This is a genomic window from Nocardioides lijunqiniae (assembly GCF_015024225.1).
Classification (GTDB): Bacteria; Actinomycetota; Actinomycetes; order Propionibacteriales; family Nocardioidaceae; genus Nocardioides; species Nocardioides lijunqiniae.
The window spans coordinates 1-16,501 of sequence record NZ_JACJGM010000029.1 but is presented as its reverse complement, the minus strand read 5'-3'; the positions used below and the strand labels follow the sequence as shown (position 1 = coordinate 16,501).

At 73.3% G+C, this 16,501-nt stretch carries 13 protein-coding genes; 12 read left to right on the top strand and 1 reads right to left on the bottom strand.

All coding sequences use genetic code 11. The annotated features are described in order from the left end of the window. The first annotated feature begins 45 nt into the window (after positions 1-45). On the top strand, positions 46-1,632 hold the full coding sequence (gene serA / locus IRQ30_RS16795; RefSeq protein WP_193614128.1) for a phosphoglycerate dehydrogenase: 1,587 nt from the start codon (positions 46-48) through the stop codon (positions 1,630-1,632). A 19-nt stretch (positions 1,633-1,651) separates the two neighbouring features. Here the strand turns inward: serA and yczR are convergent, their stop codons facing one another. After that, positions 1,652-3,094: a MocR-like transcription factor YczR gene (gene yczR, locus IRQ30_RS16790; protein WP_193614127.1), complete on the bottom strand. Its 1,443-nt coding sequence runs from the start codon at positions 3,092-3,094 to the stop codon at positions 1,652-1,654. Between the two features lie 62 nt (positions 3,095-3,156). On the opposite strand from yczR, the gene yczE reads away from it, so the two are divergent. The 11 genes from yczE to IRQ30_RS16735 all read left to right on the top strand — a co-directional run bounded on the left by yczE (position 3,157) and on the right by IRQ30_RS16735 (position 16,239). Further along, on the top strand, positions 3,157-3,822 hold the full coding sequence (yczE, locus tag IRQ30_RS16785; RefSeq protein ID WP_193614126.1) for a membrane protein YczE: 666 nt from the start codon (positions 3,157-3,159) through the stop codon (positions 3,820-3,822). Between the two features lie 67 nt (positions 3,823-3,889). After that, positions 3,890-5,146 carry a toxic anion resistance protein gene (locus IRQ30_RS16780; protein ID WP_193614125.1) on the top strand — a complete coding sequence of 419 codons (1,257 nt, stop codon included), beginning with the start codon at positions 3,890-3,892 and terminating at the stop codon, positions 5,144-5,146. Positions 5,147-5,167: 21 nt separating this feature from the next. Continuing rightward, positions 5,168-5,683 (top strand): hypothetical protein, encoded by a 516-nt coding sequence (locus IRQ30_RS16775; protein WP_227467734.1) that lies wholly within the window; start codon positions 5,168-5,170, stop codon positions 5,681-5,683. Beyond that, entirely contained in the window at positions 5,676-7,244 is a 1,569-nt protein-coding gene (locus tag IRQ30_RS16770) for an AAA family ATPase (RefSeq protein ID WP_193614124.1), read from the top strand. Before IRQ30_RS16775 ends, IRQ30_RS16770 begins: the two co-directional genes overlap by 8 nt. Continuing rightward, positions 7,241-8,524: a hypothetical protein gene (locus IRQ30_RS16765; RefSeq protein WP_193614123.1), complete on the top strand. Its 1,284-nt coding sequence runs from the start codon at positions 7,241-7,243 to the stop codon at positions 8,522-8,524. The genes IRQ30_RS16770 and IRQ30_RS16765 overlap by 4 nt, the downstream gene beginning before the upstream one ends. Continuing rightward, positions 8,521-9,507, top strand: a complete 987-nt coding sequence (locus tag IRQ30_RS16760; RefSeq protein WP_193614122.1) for a glutamate ABC transporter substrate-binding protein — start codon at positions 8,521-8,523, stop codon at positions 9,505-9,507. Before IRQ30_RS16765 ends, IRQ30_RS16760 begins: the two co-directional genes overlap by 4 nt. Then, a complete protein-coding gene (locus IRQ30_RS16755) occupies positions 9,504-10,637 on the top strand; it encodes a hypothetical protein (RefSeq protein ID WP_338089761.1) in 1,134 nt (377 codons plus the stop codon). Before IRQ30_RS16760 ends, IRQ30_RS16755 begins: the two co-directional genes overlap by 4 nt. Next, complete coding sequence (locus IRQ30_RS16750; protein WP_193614121.1) at positions 10,634-13,015, top strand: serine/threonine-protein kinase; 2,382 nt, start codon at positions 10,634-10,636, stop codon at positions 13,013-13,015. Before IRQ30_RS16755 ends, IRQ30_RS16750 begins: the two co-directional genes overlap by 4 nt. Further along, complete coding sequence (locus IRQ30_RS16745) at positions 13,012-14,223, top strand: PP2C family protein-serine/threonine phosphatase (protein WP_193614120.1); 1,212 nt, start codon at positions 13,012-13,014, stop codon at positions 14,221-14,223. The genes IRQ30_RS16750 and IRQ30_RS16745 overlap by 4 nt, the downstream gene beginning before the upstream one ends. Next, positions 14,216-15,493 (top strand): vWA domain-containing protein, encoded by a 1,278-nt coding sequence (locus IRQ30_RS16740; protein WP_193614119.1) that lies wholly within the window; start codon positions 14,216-14,218, stop codon positions 15,491-15,493. Before IRQ30_RS16745 ends, IRQ30_RS16740 begins: the two co-directional genes overlap by 8 nt. After that, a complete protein-coding gene (locus IRQ30_RS16735; RefSeq protein WP_338089760.1) occupies positions 15,490-16,239 on the top strand; it encodes an FHA domain-containing protein in 750 nt (249 codons plus the stop codon). Before IRQ30_RS16740 ends, IRQ30_RS16735 begins: the two co-directional genes overlap by 4 nt. Positions 16,240-16,501: the final 262 nt, after the last annotated feature.

Here is a 16,501-nt window from a genome sequence, read left to right as displayed (position 1 = left end):
AGCGTCGTGCGACCTCCCTTCTGCATCAACCTTGAGGACATCGCTGTGAGCAAGCCCGTCGTACTCATCGCCGAAGAGCTGAGCCCCGCCACCGTCGAGGCGCTCGGACCCGACTTCGAGATCCGCAGCTGCAACGGCGCCGACCGCGCCGAGCTGCTGCCCGCGATCGCCGACGTCGACGCGATCCTGGTCCGCTCCGCGACCAAGGTCGACGCCGAGGCCCTGGCCGCGGCCACCCGGCTCAAGGTCGTCGCCCGTGCGGGCGTCGGCCTGGACAACGTCGACGTGAAGGCCGCGACCCAGTCGGGCGTCATGGTCGTCAACGCCCCGACCTCCAACATCGTCTCCGCCGCCGAGCTCGCCGTCGCGCTGATGCTCGCCGCCGCCCGCCACATCTCGCCGGCCCACGCCGCGCTGCGGGGCGGGGAGTGGAAGCGCTCCAAGTACACCGGCATCGAGCTCTACGAGAAGACCGTCGGCATCGTCGGCCTGGGCCGCATCGGCGTCCTGGTCGCCCAGCGCCTGAGCGCCTTCGGCATGAACGTCATCGCCTACGACCCCTACGTGCAGGCCGGCCGCGCCGCCCAGATGGGCGTGCGCCTCGTCGACCTCGACACCCTGCTCGCCGAGGCCGACTTCATGTCGGTCCACCTGCCCAAGACCCCCGAGACCGTCGGGCTGATCGGCGCCGACGAGCTCGCGAAGGCCAAGACCTCGCTGGTGCTCGTCAACGCCGCCCGCGGCGGCATCGTCGACGAGGCCGCGCTCTACGACGCCCTCAAGACCGGCAGCATCGCGGCCGCCGGCCTCGACGTGTTCGCCAAGGAGCCCTGCACCGACAGCCCGCTCTTCGAGCTCGAGAACGTCGTCGCCACGCCCCACCTCGGCGCGTCGACCGACGAGGCGCAGGAGAAGGCCGGCATCGCCGTCGCCAAGTCGGTGCGCCTCGCGCTGTCGGGCGAGCTCGTGCCCGACGCGGTCAACGTCCAGGGCGGCGTGATCGCCGAGGACGTGCGCCCCGGCATCCCCCTCACCGAGAAGCTCGGCCGCGTCTTCACCGCGCTGGCCGGCGAGGTCGCCCAGCAGATCGACGTCGAGGTCCGCGGCGAGATCACCGAGTTCGACGTCAAGGTGCTCGAGCTGGCCGCCCTCAAGGGCGTCTTCAGCGACGTCGTCGAGGAGCAGGTCTCCTACGTCAACGCCCCGCTGCTGGCCGCCGAGCGCGGCACCGCCGTACGCCTGGTCGCCGACGCCGAGAGCCCCGACCACCGCAACCTGATCACGATCCGCGGCACCCTCGCCGACGGCTCGCAGGTCTCGGTCAGCGGCACCCTGGTCGGCCTCAACCAGAAGGAGCGCCTGGTCGAGGTCAACGGCTTCGAGATCGACATCGAGCCGACGAACCACCTCGCCTTCTTCACCTACAGCGACCGCCCGGGCATGGTCGGCACCGTCGGCCAGATCCTCGGCGACGCCCAGGTCAACATCGCCGGCATGCAGGTGGCCCGCGCGGCCAAGGGCGGCGAGGCGCTGGTCGCCCTCTCGGTCGACTCCGTCATCCCGGCCGAGGCCCTCGCCGAGATCGAGGGCGCGATCTCCGCGTCCTCGGTGCGCGCGGTCGACCTCGGCTGACGCCCACCGACCGCCGCAGTCAGGCCACCATCACGCGCGCCGAGGGGCGCCGGGTGGTGGCCTGACCGTCTCGTACGGCGGTCCAGGCGGCGGCGAGCCGCGTGACGGCCTCGTCCATGACGTGGGGCGGCCGGGTCCAGGGGATCCGGACGAACTGGTCGAGCCCGCCCTCGGCCGCGAACACCGGCCCGGGCGCGATGATCACGCCGCGGCGCTCGGCCTCGTCGGTCAGCGCCGTGCCGAGCGGGCCGGGGAGCTGGACCCACACCGCGAGCCCGCCGCCGGGCAGCCGGAACCGCCACTCGGGCAGCTGCTCACGCAGCCCGGCGGCGAGCCGGTCGCGCTGCTCGCGGAGCCGGTCACGGTGCACGTCGACGACCTCAGCCCCGCGCGCCAGCAGCCGCGCCAGCACCAGCTGCTCCATCACCGGCGCCCCGAGGTCGAGCCCCACGCGCGCCTGGGTGAGCCGGTCCATCTGCCCGTGCGGGGCCCGGATCCAGCCCAGGCGCAGGCCGCCCCAGTAGGTCTTGCTGGCGCTGCCGATGGTGATCGTGTCGGGCGCGAACGCCGCGAACGGCCGCGGCATCTCCTGGCCGTCGAGCGGCAGCGCCTGGTGGGCCTCGTCGACCACGGCGACGGTGCCCGCGCGCCGCAGCAGGGCGGCGTACTGCTCGCGCTGCTGCTCGGACATGAGGTGTCCGGTGGGGTTCTGGAAGTCCGGGATCAGGTACGCCAGCCGCGGCGAGGTCTGGCGCAGCGCGGCGCCCACCGCGCCGAGGTCCCAGCCGTCGGGGTCGACGGGCACGCCGGCCAGCCGCGCGCCGCTGTTGCGGATCGACAGCGTCGCGTTGGGGTAGACCGGCGACTCGACGAGCACCCGGTCGCCGGGCCCGGTGAAGGCCTGCGCCACGATCGCGGCGGCCGACAGCGCCCCCGGCGTCACCATCACCTGGTCGGGCGTGGTGGGGAGGCCGCGCGCGTCGTAGGTGGTGGCGATCGCGGCCTGGAGCTCGGGCAGCCCGGCGGGGAAGTAGCCGTGCCCGCCGAAGTACGCCGGCAGCTCGGTCGCGGCCTCCGCGTAGGCCGCCGCCACGCCCGGAGGGGCGGAGGAGGCCGCGCAGTTGAGGTCGATCGCCTCGTGGTCGCCGGCGCGGGGGAGCAGGGCCCGGTCGTGGGCGCGGGCCCGGCCGCCGGGCACCCGGGTGAACGTGCCGGCGCCGCGGCGGGCCTCGGCGTAGCCGGTGTCGCGCAGGGCGGCGTAGGCGCGGGTGACGGTCGTGCGCGAGACCCCGAGGGCGTCGGTGAGCTCGCGCTCGCTGGGCAGGCGGGTCCCGAGGCCGATCCGGCCGTCGCCGATCAGGAGGGTGAGTGCGTCGGCGAGGCCGGCGTAGGCGGGGCTGCGGTCGAAGTCGCCCACGAGCGCGGCGGTGCGGGCGGGGGAGATCGCGGTGGACGTGCTCATGCAGGCCACTGTCTCACGATTGGCTATTTGTTCAAGGGCCAATCTGGGTCCAGCATGGACCCATGAGCATCAGCCCCCCCGCCGCCCCGCCCCTGGTCGACCTGGGGCCGGTCGCGCAGCTGCGCGCCGGGCGCCTGGCCGTCCGGCTGCCGCTGCTCTACGTCGGCCTGGTGATCTACGGCGCCTCGCTGGCGATGATGGCCCGCGCCGACCTCGGCTTCGCGCCCTGGGACGTGCTCCACTCCGGGCTGATCCGCCACCTGCCGATGACCCTGGGCCAGGCGGTCGTGGTGATGAGCTTCCTGGTGCTGCTGCTGTGGATCCCGCTGCGCGAGATGCCCGGCCTCGGCACGATCAGCAACGCCGTCGTCGTCGGGCTCGCCTGCGACGCGACGCTGGCCGTGCTGGAGCGCCCCGACGTGCTCGCGGTGCGGATCGCGCTGATGCTCGGGGGCGTGGGCACCTGCGGGCTGGCGACGGCGCTCTACATCGGCGCCCAGCTGGGCCGCGGTCCGCGCGACGGGCTGATGACCGGCCTGGTCCGGCGCACGGGCCTCTCCATCCGTCTCGTGCGCACCGGCCTCGAGGTCAGCGTGGTGCTCCTCGGCCTGCTTCTCGGCGGCGCGCTGGGCATCGGCACGGTCGTCTTCGCGCTCACGATCGGGCCGATCACGCAGGTGCTGCTGCCGCTCTTCACCGTCGACCTGGACCGCGGGCGGACTACCTAGGAGACGGAACCACGGGGGCGTGACAGACTTCCGCCGACGGCGCAGTCCACAGCCTCCGGAGGCCCCCATGACGACACCCGCTGGATCCCCGAACGACGCGGCTTCTGCCGCTGCCCCGGCGCCGCTGGCCCCGCCCGACCAGGCGCTCACGCTGACCGCGCCCGCGGCCCCCGCGCTGGTGATCGAGACGCAGGCGCCCAAGATGGCGCCGCAGGTCTCGGCCGAGGCGATCCCCGAGCTCGACGGCAAGGTCGACTCCTTCATGACCGCGCTGACCAACACCGCCGCGCGCAGCCCGGAGTTCGCCGCGCAGGCCGAGAGCGTGCGCACGATGGGCGACGCCGACATCCGCAAGGCCGCCGAGACGTCCAACCGGATGCTCAACCAGCCTGTGCGCGCGCTCAAGGAGGGTGGCCTCTCGCAGGGCTCCCAGGTCGGCAAGACCCTGCTCGAGCTGCGCCGCACCATCGAGGACCTCGACCCCAGCGAGGCCAAGGGCGCCCGCAAGTTCATGGACTGGCTGCCCTTCGGCGACAAGGTCGAGGACTACTTCCGCAAGTACCAGTCGAGCCAGACGCAGCTCAACGGCATCCTGCACAGCCTGCGCAACGGCCAGGACGAGCTGACCAAGGACAACGTCGCGCTCAACCTGGAGAAGACCAACCTGTGGTCGGTCATGGGCCGGCTCAACCAGTACGTCTACGTCGCCGAGCGCCTCGACGCGAAGCTCTCGGCCAAGATCGCCGAGCTCGAGCTGTCCGACCCCGAGGCCGCGAAGGCGATGTCGCAGGACGTGCTCTTCTACGTCCGCCAGAAGCACCAGGACCTGCTGACCCAGCTGGCGGTGTCGATCCAGAGCTACCTCGCGATCGACATCATCATCAAGAACAACGTCGAGCTCATCAAGGGCGTCGACCGGGCCTCGACCACCACCATCTCCGCGCTGCGCACGGCGGTCATCGTGGCGCAGGCGCTGGGCAACCAGAAGCTGGTGCTGGACCAGATCACCGCGCTCAACACCACGACGTCCAACATGATCCAGCGCACCTCGGAGATGCTGCGCGAGAACAGCGCGGCGATCCAGGAGCAGGCGGCGTCCTCGACGATCGGCATGGAGCAGCTGCAGGCGGCGTTCGCCAACATCTACGCCACGATGGACTCCATCGACGACTTCAAGCTGAAGGCGCTCGACTCGATGTCGGCGACGATCGGCGTGCTGGAGGGCGAGGTCGTGAAGTCGCGCGACTACCTCGACCGGGTGCAGGCCCACGACCAGCGCAACTCCGCGGGCACCCTGGACCTCACCAACGTGCCCACCCGCTGACGCCCGATCCCCGAGGACACCTTGAGTCTCAAGTCGTGGCTGAAGCGTCGGCGGGAGCCGGACGACGAGAGTCAGCCGGCCGTCCCGGCGGCGCCGACCGAGCAGGACATCCTGGTCTCGCTCAACCGCGTCCACGCGATGCTCACCGAGGGCAACGCGCCGCCCGTGGTGACGTCGCGCGTCATCCGGATCGCGCGCACCATCAACGACACGCTGCCCCGGCTGCGCCACCTCGGCCTGGGCAGCATGGAGAGCTACTCGGTGGTCGCCACCGCGACCGACTACCTGCCGGAGGCGGTCGGCGGCTACCTCCGGCTGCCGCGCGAGTGGGCCGACACCCGGCCGATCGACGGCTACAAGACCTCGCTGATGGTGCTCATCGACCAGCTGGAGCTGCTCGGCTCGACCATGGACAAGATCTTCGACGCCGCCAACCGCGCCGACGCGCAGGCGCTGCTCGCGCATGGCATGTTCCTCGAGAGCAAGTTCGGCCACTCCGGTGGCACCGACATGACACTGGGGTCTCCTGATGCCTGACGCGTTGTCCCTCTCCGCCGCGCTCGACGCGCTCGTCGCCGTCGCCGCGACCGCCGGCGTCGACGCCTCCACCGCGCGCCGTGAGGGGGAGTGCCTGGCCGCGACCATCGCCGAGCCCGCCCGCGGGGCCTTCGTCGACTGGTCCGCCGCGACCGGCCGCGAGCGCTCCGCCGAGGAGTTCATGGACGCCGCCTCCCGCGGCCGCCGCTACCGCTCCGCGCCCACGCCGGCCATGGGCGAGCTGTCCCTCGCCGGCTCGGCCCACGCGCCGGCGTACGCGCAGGCGCTCGCGGACGTCGCCCTGGCCGCCGCCACCCTCGGCGAGGAGAACCCCCGCACCGTCGGCAACGCCGCCACGGCGGCGGCCGCGCAGCTGGGGGAGCGGCGCACGCCGGCGCCGAGCCTCGACCTGCCCCCGGTGCGCGAGCCCGTGCCCGGCGTCGGCGACCACTTCCTCGCGCAGATGATGGACCAGCTCGGCACCGTCCAGCGCACGCTGGCCAACCTCGACCTCCAGCAGCAGGGCACGCCCTCCCCGGGGGTTGAGGAGGTTGCGCAGCAACCGTCTCGAAACCCCGGTGACCCGGTCGCCGCCGCGCCCCCGCCCGGGGGTCTCGAGACAGGAGCTGGCGCGCCTTCCTCGACCGACGAGAAGCCCGTCCCTGAGCCCGAGCCGAAGACGGTGGAGGAGCTGCTGGCCGAGCTCGACGAGCTGGTCGGGCTGACGGACGTGAAGGCCGAGATCCACCGCCAGGCGGCGATCCTGCGGGTTGAGGGGCTCCGCAAGGACGCGGGCCTGACGTCGCCCACGATCACGCGCCACATGATCTTCAACGGCAACCCCGGCACGGGCAAGACCACCGTGGCCAGGCTCGTGGCCGGCATCTACCGCGCGCTCGGCCTGCTCTCGAAGGGTCAGCTCGTCGAGGTCGACCGCTCCGAGCTGGTCGCGGGCTACCTCGGGCAGACGGCCATGAAGACCGCGGAGGTCGTGGCGTCCGCCGAGGGCGGCGTGCTCTTCATCGACGAGGCGTACTCGCTGGCCGGTGACCAGTACGGCCAGGAGGCCATCGACACCCTGGTGAAGGAGATGGAGGACAAGCGAGACGACCTCGTCGTCATCGTCGCGGGCTACCCCGTCCCGATGGCTGTCTTCATCTCCCAGAACCCCGGCCTCGAGAGCCGCTTCCGCACCCAGATCGACTTCGCCGACTACACCGACGACGAGCTGGCGAGGATCTTCGGCGTGATGGCGAAGGGCGCGGAGTACGACGTCGACGACGCGGTCCTGGCCCGGCTCCGCGAGCTGCTCGGGGCGGTGCAGCGCGGCTCGAGCTTCGGCAACGCGCGCTACGTCCGCAACGTGCTGGAGGCCGCGATCGGCCGCCACGCCTGGCGCCTGCGCGAGGTCGAGAAGCCCACGCTCGAGGAGCTGCGCACGCTCCACGCCGACGACCTGGACCAGGTCGTGCCCGACGGCCCCGCCGAGCCCGTCGAGTGGGACCCCACCCCCGAGCCCGACGTCGAGCAGGACGCCCCCACCGAGGAGGAGCCCGCATGAGCCAGGCCACCCAGGGCCGGCCGTCGCCCGCCGCGGTCTCCCCCGCCAGCCGGGTGCAGACGCAGGTCGCCATCGCCGGCCACCCCGCCCCGGCGACCGTCGAGGACGTGCCGAGGCTGCTCAACCGGCTGCAGGTCGTCGCGGTCTCCGTCTGCGTGCTGTTCGGCGTGCTCGCCGCGCTGCTGCAGCTGCTCGCCTGGCAGGCCAGCGGCCGCGCCGCCGACAACACCGAGCAGCTGGTCCGGGTGCAGCAGATCCAGTCCTCGCTCTTCCGCGCCGACGCCCTGGCCACCAACGCGTTCCTGGTGGGCGGGCTCGAGGACGCCGACCAGCGCGCGGAGTACGACGCCGCGCTCGACCAGGCCCTGCGCCAGATCGCCGACGCCGCCGACGCCCAGCCGGCCGACCGCAAGGTCCTGGCCGACCTCAACACCGAGGTGGCGGCGTACGCCACGGCGATCACTCAGGCACGCGACAACAACCGCCAGGGCTTCCCGGTGGGCGCGGAGTACCTGCGCCAGGCCGGGTCCAAGCTGCGTGCCGACGCCGTGCCGATCCTCCAGGGCCTCAGCGACGCCAACACCCAGCGCGCCGAGGACGAGATGGACGGGCAGAACACCCTGCCGATCCTCCTGGTCGGGCTCGCCGCCGTGGTCGCGCTGTGGTGGGTCAACCGCGAGCTGGCCAAGCGCTTCCGCCGCCGCTTCAACGTCGGCGTCGCCGTCGCCGCCCTCGCGATCACGGTCGTGACCCTCATCGTGGCGGCGGTCAGCGCCGGCACGTCCGGCAGCCACGACCGCCTCCGCGAGGGAAGCTTCGCCCGGGCCATCGAGGAGTCGGCGGCGCGCACCGCGGCCAACGACGCCAAGGTGGAGGAGAGCCTGCGGCTGATCGCCCGCGGGTCCGGGGCCACCGCGGAGGAGCGCTGGGCCGACAAGGCGGCGCTCGTGCGCCAGTCGGCGTCGCGCGAGACCCTGCCGCTGTGGGACGACTACACCCTCCTCCACGAGGCGGTGGCGGCACGTGACGACGAGGGCGACTGGAACGCCGCCGTCGGGCTCGCCACGTCCACGGAGCCGGGCAGCGCGAGCGCCGCGCTCACGGCGTTCGACCAGGCCTCCCAGCAGCTCGTGAGCGACGCGGCCGAGAGCACCTCGGACTCCCTGCGCTCCGGAGGCGTCATGGCCTGGCTGCTGATGGCCGTCACCCTGCTGGTGGGTCTCGGGTCGGCGGGCGCCGTCGCCTGGGGAGTCAACCAGCGGCGGAAGGAGTACGCATGAGCAGGCGCGCACGTCCCCTCGCCGCCCTCGTCGTGGTGGCCGCGCTGGCCCTCGCCGGCTGCGGTGGCTACGACGAGACCGAGCCCCGCCCCGTCAAGAACGTGGCGGGCGGACCCGTCGCGCCCGCGACGCCGCAGGCGCCCGAGTGCGACCCCGCCGGCGCGACCCGTTCCTACGAGCCGACCGGCGCCCTGCCGGCAGCCGGTGCGATGCCGGCCGGCAGCACCATGGCCGAGATCCGCCGGCGCGGCCGCCTCGTCGCGGGCGTCTCGGCTGACACCTATCTGCTCGGGTCCAACAACCCCTTCACCGGCCAGATCGAGGGCTTCGACATCGACATGGTCGAGCAGGTGGCCAAGGCGATCTTCGGCGACCCGAAGGCCTACGAGCTCAAGGTGATCACCGCGGCCGACCGGCTCAAGGCCCTGGAGGAGCAGAGGGTCGACATCGTCGTGCGCAACATGACGATCAACTGCACGCGCTGGCAGTCGATCGCGTTCTCCGCGGAGTACTACCGCTCGGGCCAGAAGATCCTGGTGCGCCAGGACCTGGCCGACGAGGGCGTGGACTCGGTCGCCGAGCTCGACGGGGTGAGGGTCTGCGCCCCCACCGGCACCTCCAGCCTGGAGAACATCCGTGAGCAGGCCCCCGACGCGTTCATCGAGGAGGCCGGCAACCACACCGGCTGCCTCGCGCTCTTCCAGCAGGGCGACGTCGACGCGATCACGGGCGACGACACCGTGCTCGCCGGCCTGGCGACGCAGGACCCGTACGCCGTCGTACCGCCGCAGGAGACGTTCACCGACGAGCCCTACGGGATCGGCGTCAACAAGGACGACGTCGACCTGGTGCGGTTCGTCAACGGCGTGCTGGAGCGGATGCGCGCCGACGGCAGCTGGCAGAAGAGCTACGAGCGGTGGCTCCAGCCGGCGCTGAACGTCCCCGCGACCCAGCCGGCGCCGGTCTACGGCAGGCAGCCGTGACCCTGGCAGCGCCTGCCGCCCCGGGGCGCATGGGTCAGGCGCTGGAGCCGACGGTGCTCCAGGCCTACCTCGGCGACCTCGAGGCCTGGGTCCGTGGGCGCCGCACGGAGCTCGACGAGCTGGACGAGGCCGCGCTCGCCGCGGGCCGCGGGGCCGACGTGGCCTCCGACATGGCGCTGTCGCTGGCGCTGTGGAAGGCGGTCTCCGACCGCTACCAGCTGGTCTTCGCGACCTGGGACGGCGGCCGGGTGCTCCAGGCCGAGCGCGAGCGCATCTCGACGCTGATCTGGGGGCGCCTCGACGGTGCCGCCTCGCTGCCCGGCAACCTCGTCGTCTCGCTGCCCGAGGCCTGCCGGCTCTCCGACGCGCTCGCCGGCCAGCTGCGCACGCGCCTGGCGCTGACGCCGGGCGCCGACGCCGCGGCGGCCCGCATCCGCGAGCTGCGCGCGCAGTGCGAGCGGCTGCGCGACCAGGTCGGGCTGGAGCCGGCCGCCGGCCGCGACGCTGCGGTGCGCGAGCTCGCCGGCCTGATGAGCAGGCTGGAGACCGTCGCCGAGAGGGCGCGCCGCGGCGCCGACGTCGGCGGGCTCCTCGGCCCGCTCGAGATCGACGCGACCCGCTTCGAGCGCGACCTCATCGTCGGCAACGCGCGACGCCGCGAGGCTCGTGGTCAGGTGCAGCAGGCGCGCGAGCTGCGCGCCGACCTCGAGGCCCGCGAGGCGGCGCTGGCCAGCCTCGCCGACACCTGCGTGCGCACGGTCGAGCCGGCGCCGCGCTACGCCGTGCCCGACGTCGACGCCCTCGGCCCGATCCCCAACACCCCCGAGCTGATCGGCCCCTACCTCCAGCGGCTCGACCGCGTGGGGCAGGCGATGAGCCTCGCGCAGGAGAAGTACGCCGCCGCGCTGGCCGACCTGACCGACCTCACCCAGCTGCTCGACGCCTACGTCGCCAAGGCCCGCGCGCTCGGCCTGGCCGAACGTGACGACCTGCGCGAGAGCGAGCGCCAGGCCCGCCAGGTGCTGGGCCGCCGGCCGGCGCCGATCGCCGTCTGCCGCCAGCTCGTGACGACCTACCAGACCTGGCTCACCCAGGCCGGCACCACCTCCCACCAGCAGGAGACCGCATGACCACCTGCACCCAGCCCGGCTGCACGGGCACCATCGCCGACGGCTACTGCGACGTGTGCGGCATGGCTCCGGCCGGCGGCGCGGCCACGGCCCCGCCGTCCGTCGGCGTCTCGCCGGTGGCGCCTGCCGCGCCCGTGTCCAGCCCGGCCGCTGGGGCAGGCCCCGTCGCCGACGGCAGCCCCTGCGCGCAGCCCGGCTGCACCGGCACCATCGCCGACGGCTACTGCGACACCTGTGGGATGGCGGGCGGCTCGGACGCAGACGCCGCCCCCGCCGCGTTCGACGCCGACGCGGCGGTCTCCGCGCGCACGTCCTCCAGCCAGGTGCAGTCGGCCGCGATCGGCTCCCGCCGCGCCCAGGGCACCTCGTCCACGCACCGCACCCGCGCGGGGTCGCAGCGGATGCGCGCCGCCCGGCTCGGCGCCGGCCTGACCGTCGTACCGCCCGCGCCGCCGGTCGACGCGAGCAAGGCCATCAACCCGAACCCCTCGGTGCCCGAGGACAAGCGGGTCTGCTCCAAGTGCGGCACCGAGATCGGCCGCTCGCGCGACGGCAAGCCCGGGCGCAGCGAGGGCTTCTGCCCGCAGTGCGGCCAGGAGTTCTCGTTCTCGCCCAAGCTCGGGCCCGGCGACGTGGTGGGCGGGCAGTACGAGGTCGTGGGCGCCATCGCGCACGGCGGGCTCGGCTGGATCTACCTCGCCAAGGACCGCAACGTCTCCAACCGGTGGGTGGTGCTCAAGGGCCTGCTCAACTCCGGCGACCCCGACGCGCTCGCCGCGGCGATCGCGGAGCAGCAGTTCCTCGCGCAGGTCGAGCACCCGCTGATCGTCGAGATCTACAACTTCGTCACCCACGAGGGTGCCGGCTACATCGTCATGGAGTACGTCGGCGGCAAGTCGCTCAAGCAGATCCTCAAGCAGCGGATGAAGGACAACAACGGCGCCTACGACCCGCTGCCGGTCGACCAGGCGCTGGCCTACCTGCTCGAGGTGCTGCCGGCGTTCCAGTACCTGCACGACCTCGGCCTGGTCTACTGCGACTTCAAGCCCGACAACCTGATCCAGGTCGGCGACGCGGTGAAGCTGATCGACCTCGGCGGCGTGCGACGCATCGACGACCAGGAGTCGGCGATCTACGGCACGGTCGGCTACCAGGCGCCCGAGGTGGCCGAGGTCGGCCCGAGCGTGGCCTCGGACATCTACACGATCGGCCGCACGCTGGTCGTGCTGTGCATGGAGTTCCGCGGCTACCAGGGCACCTACCTCCACGCGCTGCCCCCGCCGGAGTCGACGCCGCTCTTCGCCGAGCACGACTCGCTCTACTGGCTGATCGCCAAGTGCTGCGCGCCCGACCCGGCCGACCGCTTCGCGTCCGCGGACGAGCTGCGCACGCAGCTGCTCGGCGTCCTGCGCGAGGTCGTCGCCGGCCGCACCAGCGGGACGGCGCTCACCTCGGCGGCGTCGGTGCTCTTCGAGTCGCCGTCCACGTCGGCGTCCGCGCTGGAGTGGTCGCAGCTGCCCGACCTGCGACCCGACACCACCGACGACCAGCACGCCTGGCTCTCCGGCATCGGCGCCGAGGACCCCAAGCAGCGCCTCGAGGACCTCCAGGCGGCCCCCGAGAGCACCGCCGAGGTGTGGCTGGCCCGGGCCCAGGCGGCGCTCGAGCTCGGCCAGCCGGAGCAGGCGCGCGGCTACGCCGCCGACCTCCTCTCGCAGGACCCGTGGGAGTGGCGGGCCCTGTGGATGGACGGCCTCGCGGCCCTGCAGCTGGAGGACTGGGACACCGCCGCGGCGTCGTTCAACGCGGTCTACCAGCAGGTCCCCGGCGAGCTCGCGCCCAAGCTGGCGCTGGCGCTGGCGTGCGAGCGCGGCGGGCAGGGAGAGATCGCGGAGCGGCTCTACGCGACCTGTGCCGCCACGGACGCGACGTACGTCGCCGCGGCGTCGTTCGGGATGGCCCGCGTGCGCACCCAGCGCCACGACCTCCAGGGCGCCGTCGCCGCGCTGGACATGGTGCCGAAGACCAGCCGCGGCTACCCCGAGAGCCGTCAGCTGCGCGCCGACGTCCTCCTCTCCGGAGGCAGCAGCGACCTCGCGCTCCTCGACCAGGCGATGCGCTCGATCGAGTCGGTGCCGATGGACCCGCGCACCCGCGAGACCTACGCGGTGCGGATCCTCGAGCAGGCGCTGGACGTGGTGCTGAAGGGTGCGCCGCGACCGGATGCGAAGGTAGGCGCTCACCCGGCGACCGAGCCTGGGCTGCGGGACGCGCTGGAGCGCTCGTTCCGGGCCCTCGCCCGTGATGCCACCGAGCTGCGGCAGCGTGTCGAGCTCGTCAACCAGGCCAACGCCGTACGGATGTGGACGCTGACATGACCGACGCCCCTCATTGCCCCTCCTGCGGGGCCGCCACCGCCGCGGGCACGCTGTTCTGCGAGAACTGCGGGTTCTCGCTGGGCGCGCCACCGACGGGGGAGAACCCCCTCCCGGTCTCGCTGCAGGGGGCTGTCGCGCCCGACGCGAGCACCCCGATCGACGACGTCGCCCCGATCAGCGCGGCCACCCACGCCACCGGCGGCGCGGTCGCGCCGACCGCCGTGCCGGGACGCATCCCGTGTCGCACCTGCGGCGGCGAGGTCGGACCCGACGGCTACTGCGGTCAGTGCGGCACCAAGGCGCCCAGCGAGCGCGACCACTTCCGCGAGGCCCCGGCGCCGTGGGTGGCCGGCGTCTGCGACCGCGGGATCCGCCACAGCCGCAACGAGGACGCCATGGCGCTGCTCGCCTCGCCGACCGCGGGGGAGCGGGCCGTGCTGCTCGTCATGGACGGCGTCTCCAACACCGACGACTCCCACATCGCCTCGCTCGCCGGGGCGCGCGCCGCCGTCGAGGTGCTGCGCACGCCCTTGCCGCGGGGGATGGGGACGCCCGACAGCCGGATCGCTGCGGTGACCAAGGTCTTCACCGACGCGGTCTCGGCCGCCAACGATGCCGTGGTCGCCACGGCCCCCGACGGCACGCCGAGCCCGCCGTCGGCGACGTTCGTGTGCGTGGTCGTAGAGGGCTCGACGCTCTCCTTCGCCAACGTCGGCGACTCGCGCGCCTACTGGCTCCCCGACGGCGCCCCCGGCGTCCAGCTGTCGGTCGACGACTCCGTCGCCCAGCAGATGATCGCCGCCGGGACCCCGCGCCACCAGGCGGAGACCTCGGCGCAGGCCCACGCGATCACCAAGTGGCTCGGGCGCGACGCCCGCGACATCTCGCCGCGCGTCGGCGAGCTCCAGGTCGCCGGCTCCGGCTGGGTGCTCGTGTGCTCCGACGGTCTGTGGAACTACGCCTCCGAGCCCGAGGCGCTCGCCGCGCAGATCCGCGCCAGCGGAACGACCGAGCCCGCCGCCCTCGCGCTCGCGCTGACCGACTGGGCCAACGCCCAGGGCGGCATCGACAACATCACGGTCACCGTGGCACGACTGGACCTGCCGCCTGCGGGGCAGAATGCGGTTCCGGCGGCCCAGGGCGCGAGCGACCCGAACGCCGAGACCGCCGCCTACCCCGTCGTACCCCAGGAGGAGACCCATGGCTGAGTTCACCGCCGCCGTCTACCAGAACGAGTTCCTGCCGGACGGCGGGACCGACGTCAACGCGATCGTCACCGTGACCTGCGCAGGCGCCGGCACGGCCGGTCAGTCCGGCGGCGGGTCCGCGGGCGAGATCATCATCGTCGACACCTCGGGCTCGATGGGCCCGCAGACGATGGCTGCGGCCAAGCAGGCCGCCCAGGCCGCGATCGCGGAGATCGTGGACGGCACGTGGTTCGCTGTCGTCGCCGGCTCCGACCGCGCGATGCTCGCCTACCCCCAGGTCTCGTCCGGACCGGGCATGATCCAGGCCGACGCCCGCACTCGGCAGGAGGCCTCGGCGGCCGTCGGCCGCTTCATCGGCAGCGGCGGCACGGCGATCAGCACCTGGCTGGACCTCGCCGGCACGCTGTTCGCGTCGGTGCCCGAGGTGACCCAGCGCCACGCCATCCTGCTCACCGACGGCGAGAACCGCGAGCAGCCCGGCTCTCTCGACGAGGCCATCCGCCGCGCCACCGGCGTCTTCCAGTGCGACTGCCGCGGCGCCGGCACGGACTGGCAGGTCGAGGAGATCCGCCGCATCGCCCAGGCGCTGCTCGGCAGCGTCGACATCATCCCGGAGCCCTCGCAGATGCAGGCGCAGTTCCAGGAGATGATGCGCAGCTCCATGGCCCGGGGCGTGGCCGACGCGCAGCTGCGCGTGTGGACGCCGCAGGGCGCGCAGGTGCTGTTCGTCCGCCAGGTCTCGCCCACGGTCGAGGACCTCACCGACCGTCGGGTCGAGGTCAACCCGCTCACCGGCTCCTACCCGACCGGTGCCTGGGCCGACGAGTCGCGCGACTACCACGTCGCCGTCCGGGTCGCGGCCAAGGCGATCGGCCAGGAGCAGCTGGCCGCGCGCGTGCAGCTGGCGCTGGGCGAGAACGTCGTGACGCAGGCGCTGGTGAAGGCGACCTGGTCCAACAACTCCGAGCTCACCACGCGCATCGACCAGCAGGTCGCCCACTACACCGGGCAGACCGAGCTGGCCTCGATGATCCAGGAGGGCCTCGCCGCCAAGGCGTCCGGCGACGAGGCGACCGCCACGACCAAGCTCGGCCGCGCCGTCCAGCTGGCCGCCGAGACCGGCAACGACGAGGCCACCTCCAAGCTGAAGAAGGTCGTCGACATCACCGACGAGCGCGAGGGCACCGTCCGGCTCAAGGCGGCCATCGCGAAGGCCGACGAGATGGCTCTCGACACCGCGTCGACCAAGACGACCCGGATCAAGAAGTGAACGTCTGCCCGGCGGGCCACGACACCACCGCCACCGACTACTGCGACGTCTGCGGCATCGTCATGCCCGCGGGCGGCAGCGACCCCGGCGACGCCACCGGCACGCTGCCGGTCACCCCGGCCGCGGCCCCGGACACGACCTCGTGCCCGCACTGCTCGGCGGCCAACCCGCCCAACGCGCTGTTCTGCGAGGCGTGCGGCTACGACTTCACCACCGGCACGCTGCCTCGCCCGCTCAACCCGCTGGACGTGTCGTCGCCCTCGGCCGATCCGGCTCCGGAGGCACCTGCGGCTCCGGCGGCCTCAGCTGCTCCGGCCGACGCCAACCCGGCCCCGCCGCTCGCCGACGCGTGGGTGGCGGAGGTGTGGATCGACCCCGACTGGTACGCCGACCAGAAGAGCACCGACCCCCTGCCCTCGCCCGGCCTGCCCACCGTCGTACCGCTCAAGCACACGTCGGTGCTCATCGGCCGCGCGTCCCGCAGCCGCAACATCACGCCCGACATCGACCTCTCGTCCGACAACGGCATCAGCCGCCGTCACGCCCAGCTCACCACCGACGGCACCCGCTGGTTCGTCGAGGACCTCGGCTCCTCCAACGGCACCTACGTCGGCAGCTCCGTCGGCCCCCTCCCCAGCACCCCGGTCCCTCCCGGCCAGAAGCAGGAGATCGCCTCCGACGACCGCGTCTACGTCGGCGCCTGGACCCGCATCGTCGTCCGACGGGCGACCGACGGCGAGTTCTAGCGGGGCGCACCGCGTCGGTGGTTGAGGTGCGAGCGCAGCGAGCCTCGAAACCACGCCGGACGCACTGCACCGGTGGTCGAGCAGCGAGGAGCGCCAGCGACGAGCGTCCGTCGAGACCCCTGCACCTCTGGCTGCCTCCTCGGGGCCGGACTGGGGTGCCGCGCGCTTAGCCGGTCGCGTCTCCGCCTCAAGGATCGCCTGCGGCGCCCGCTTCGCGGCGCCCTTCGGGCGTCCTTGACCCGGAGCCTCTCTCGACCGGCTT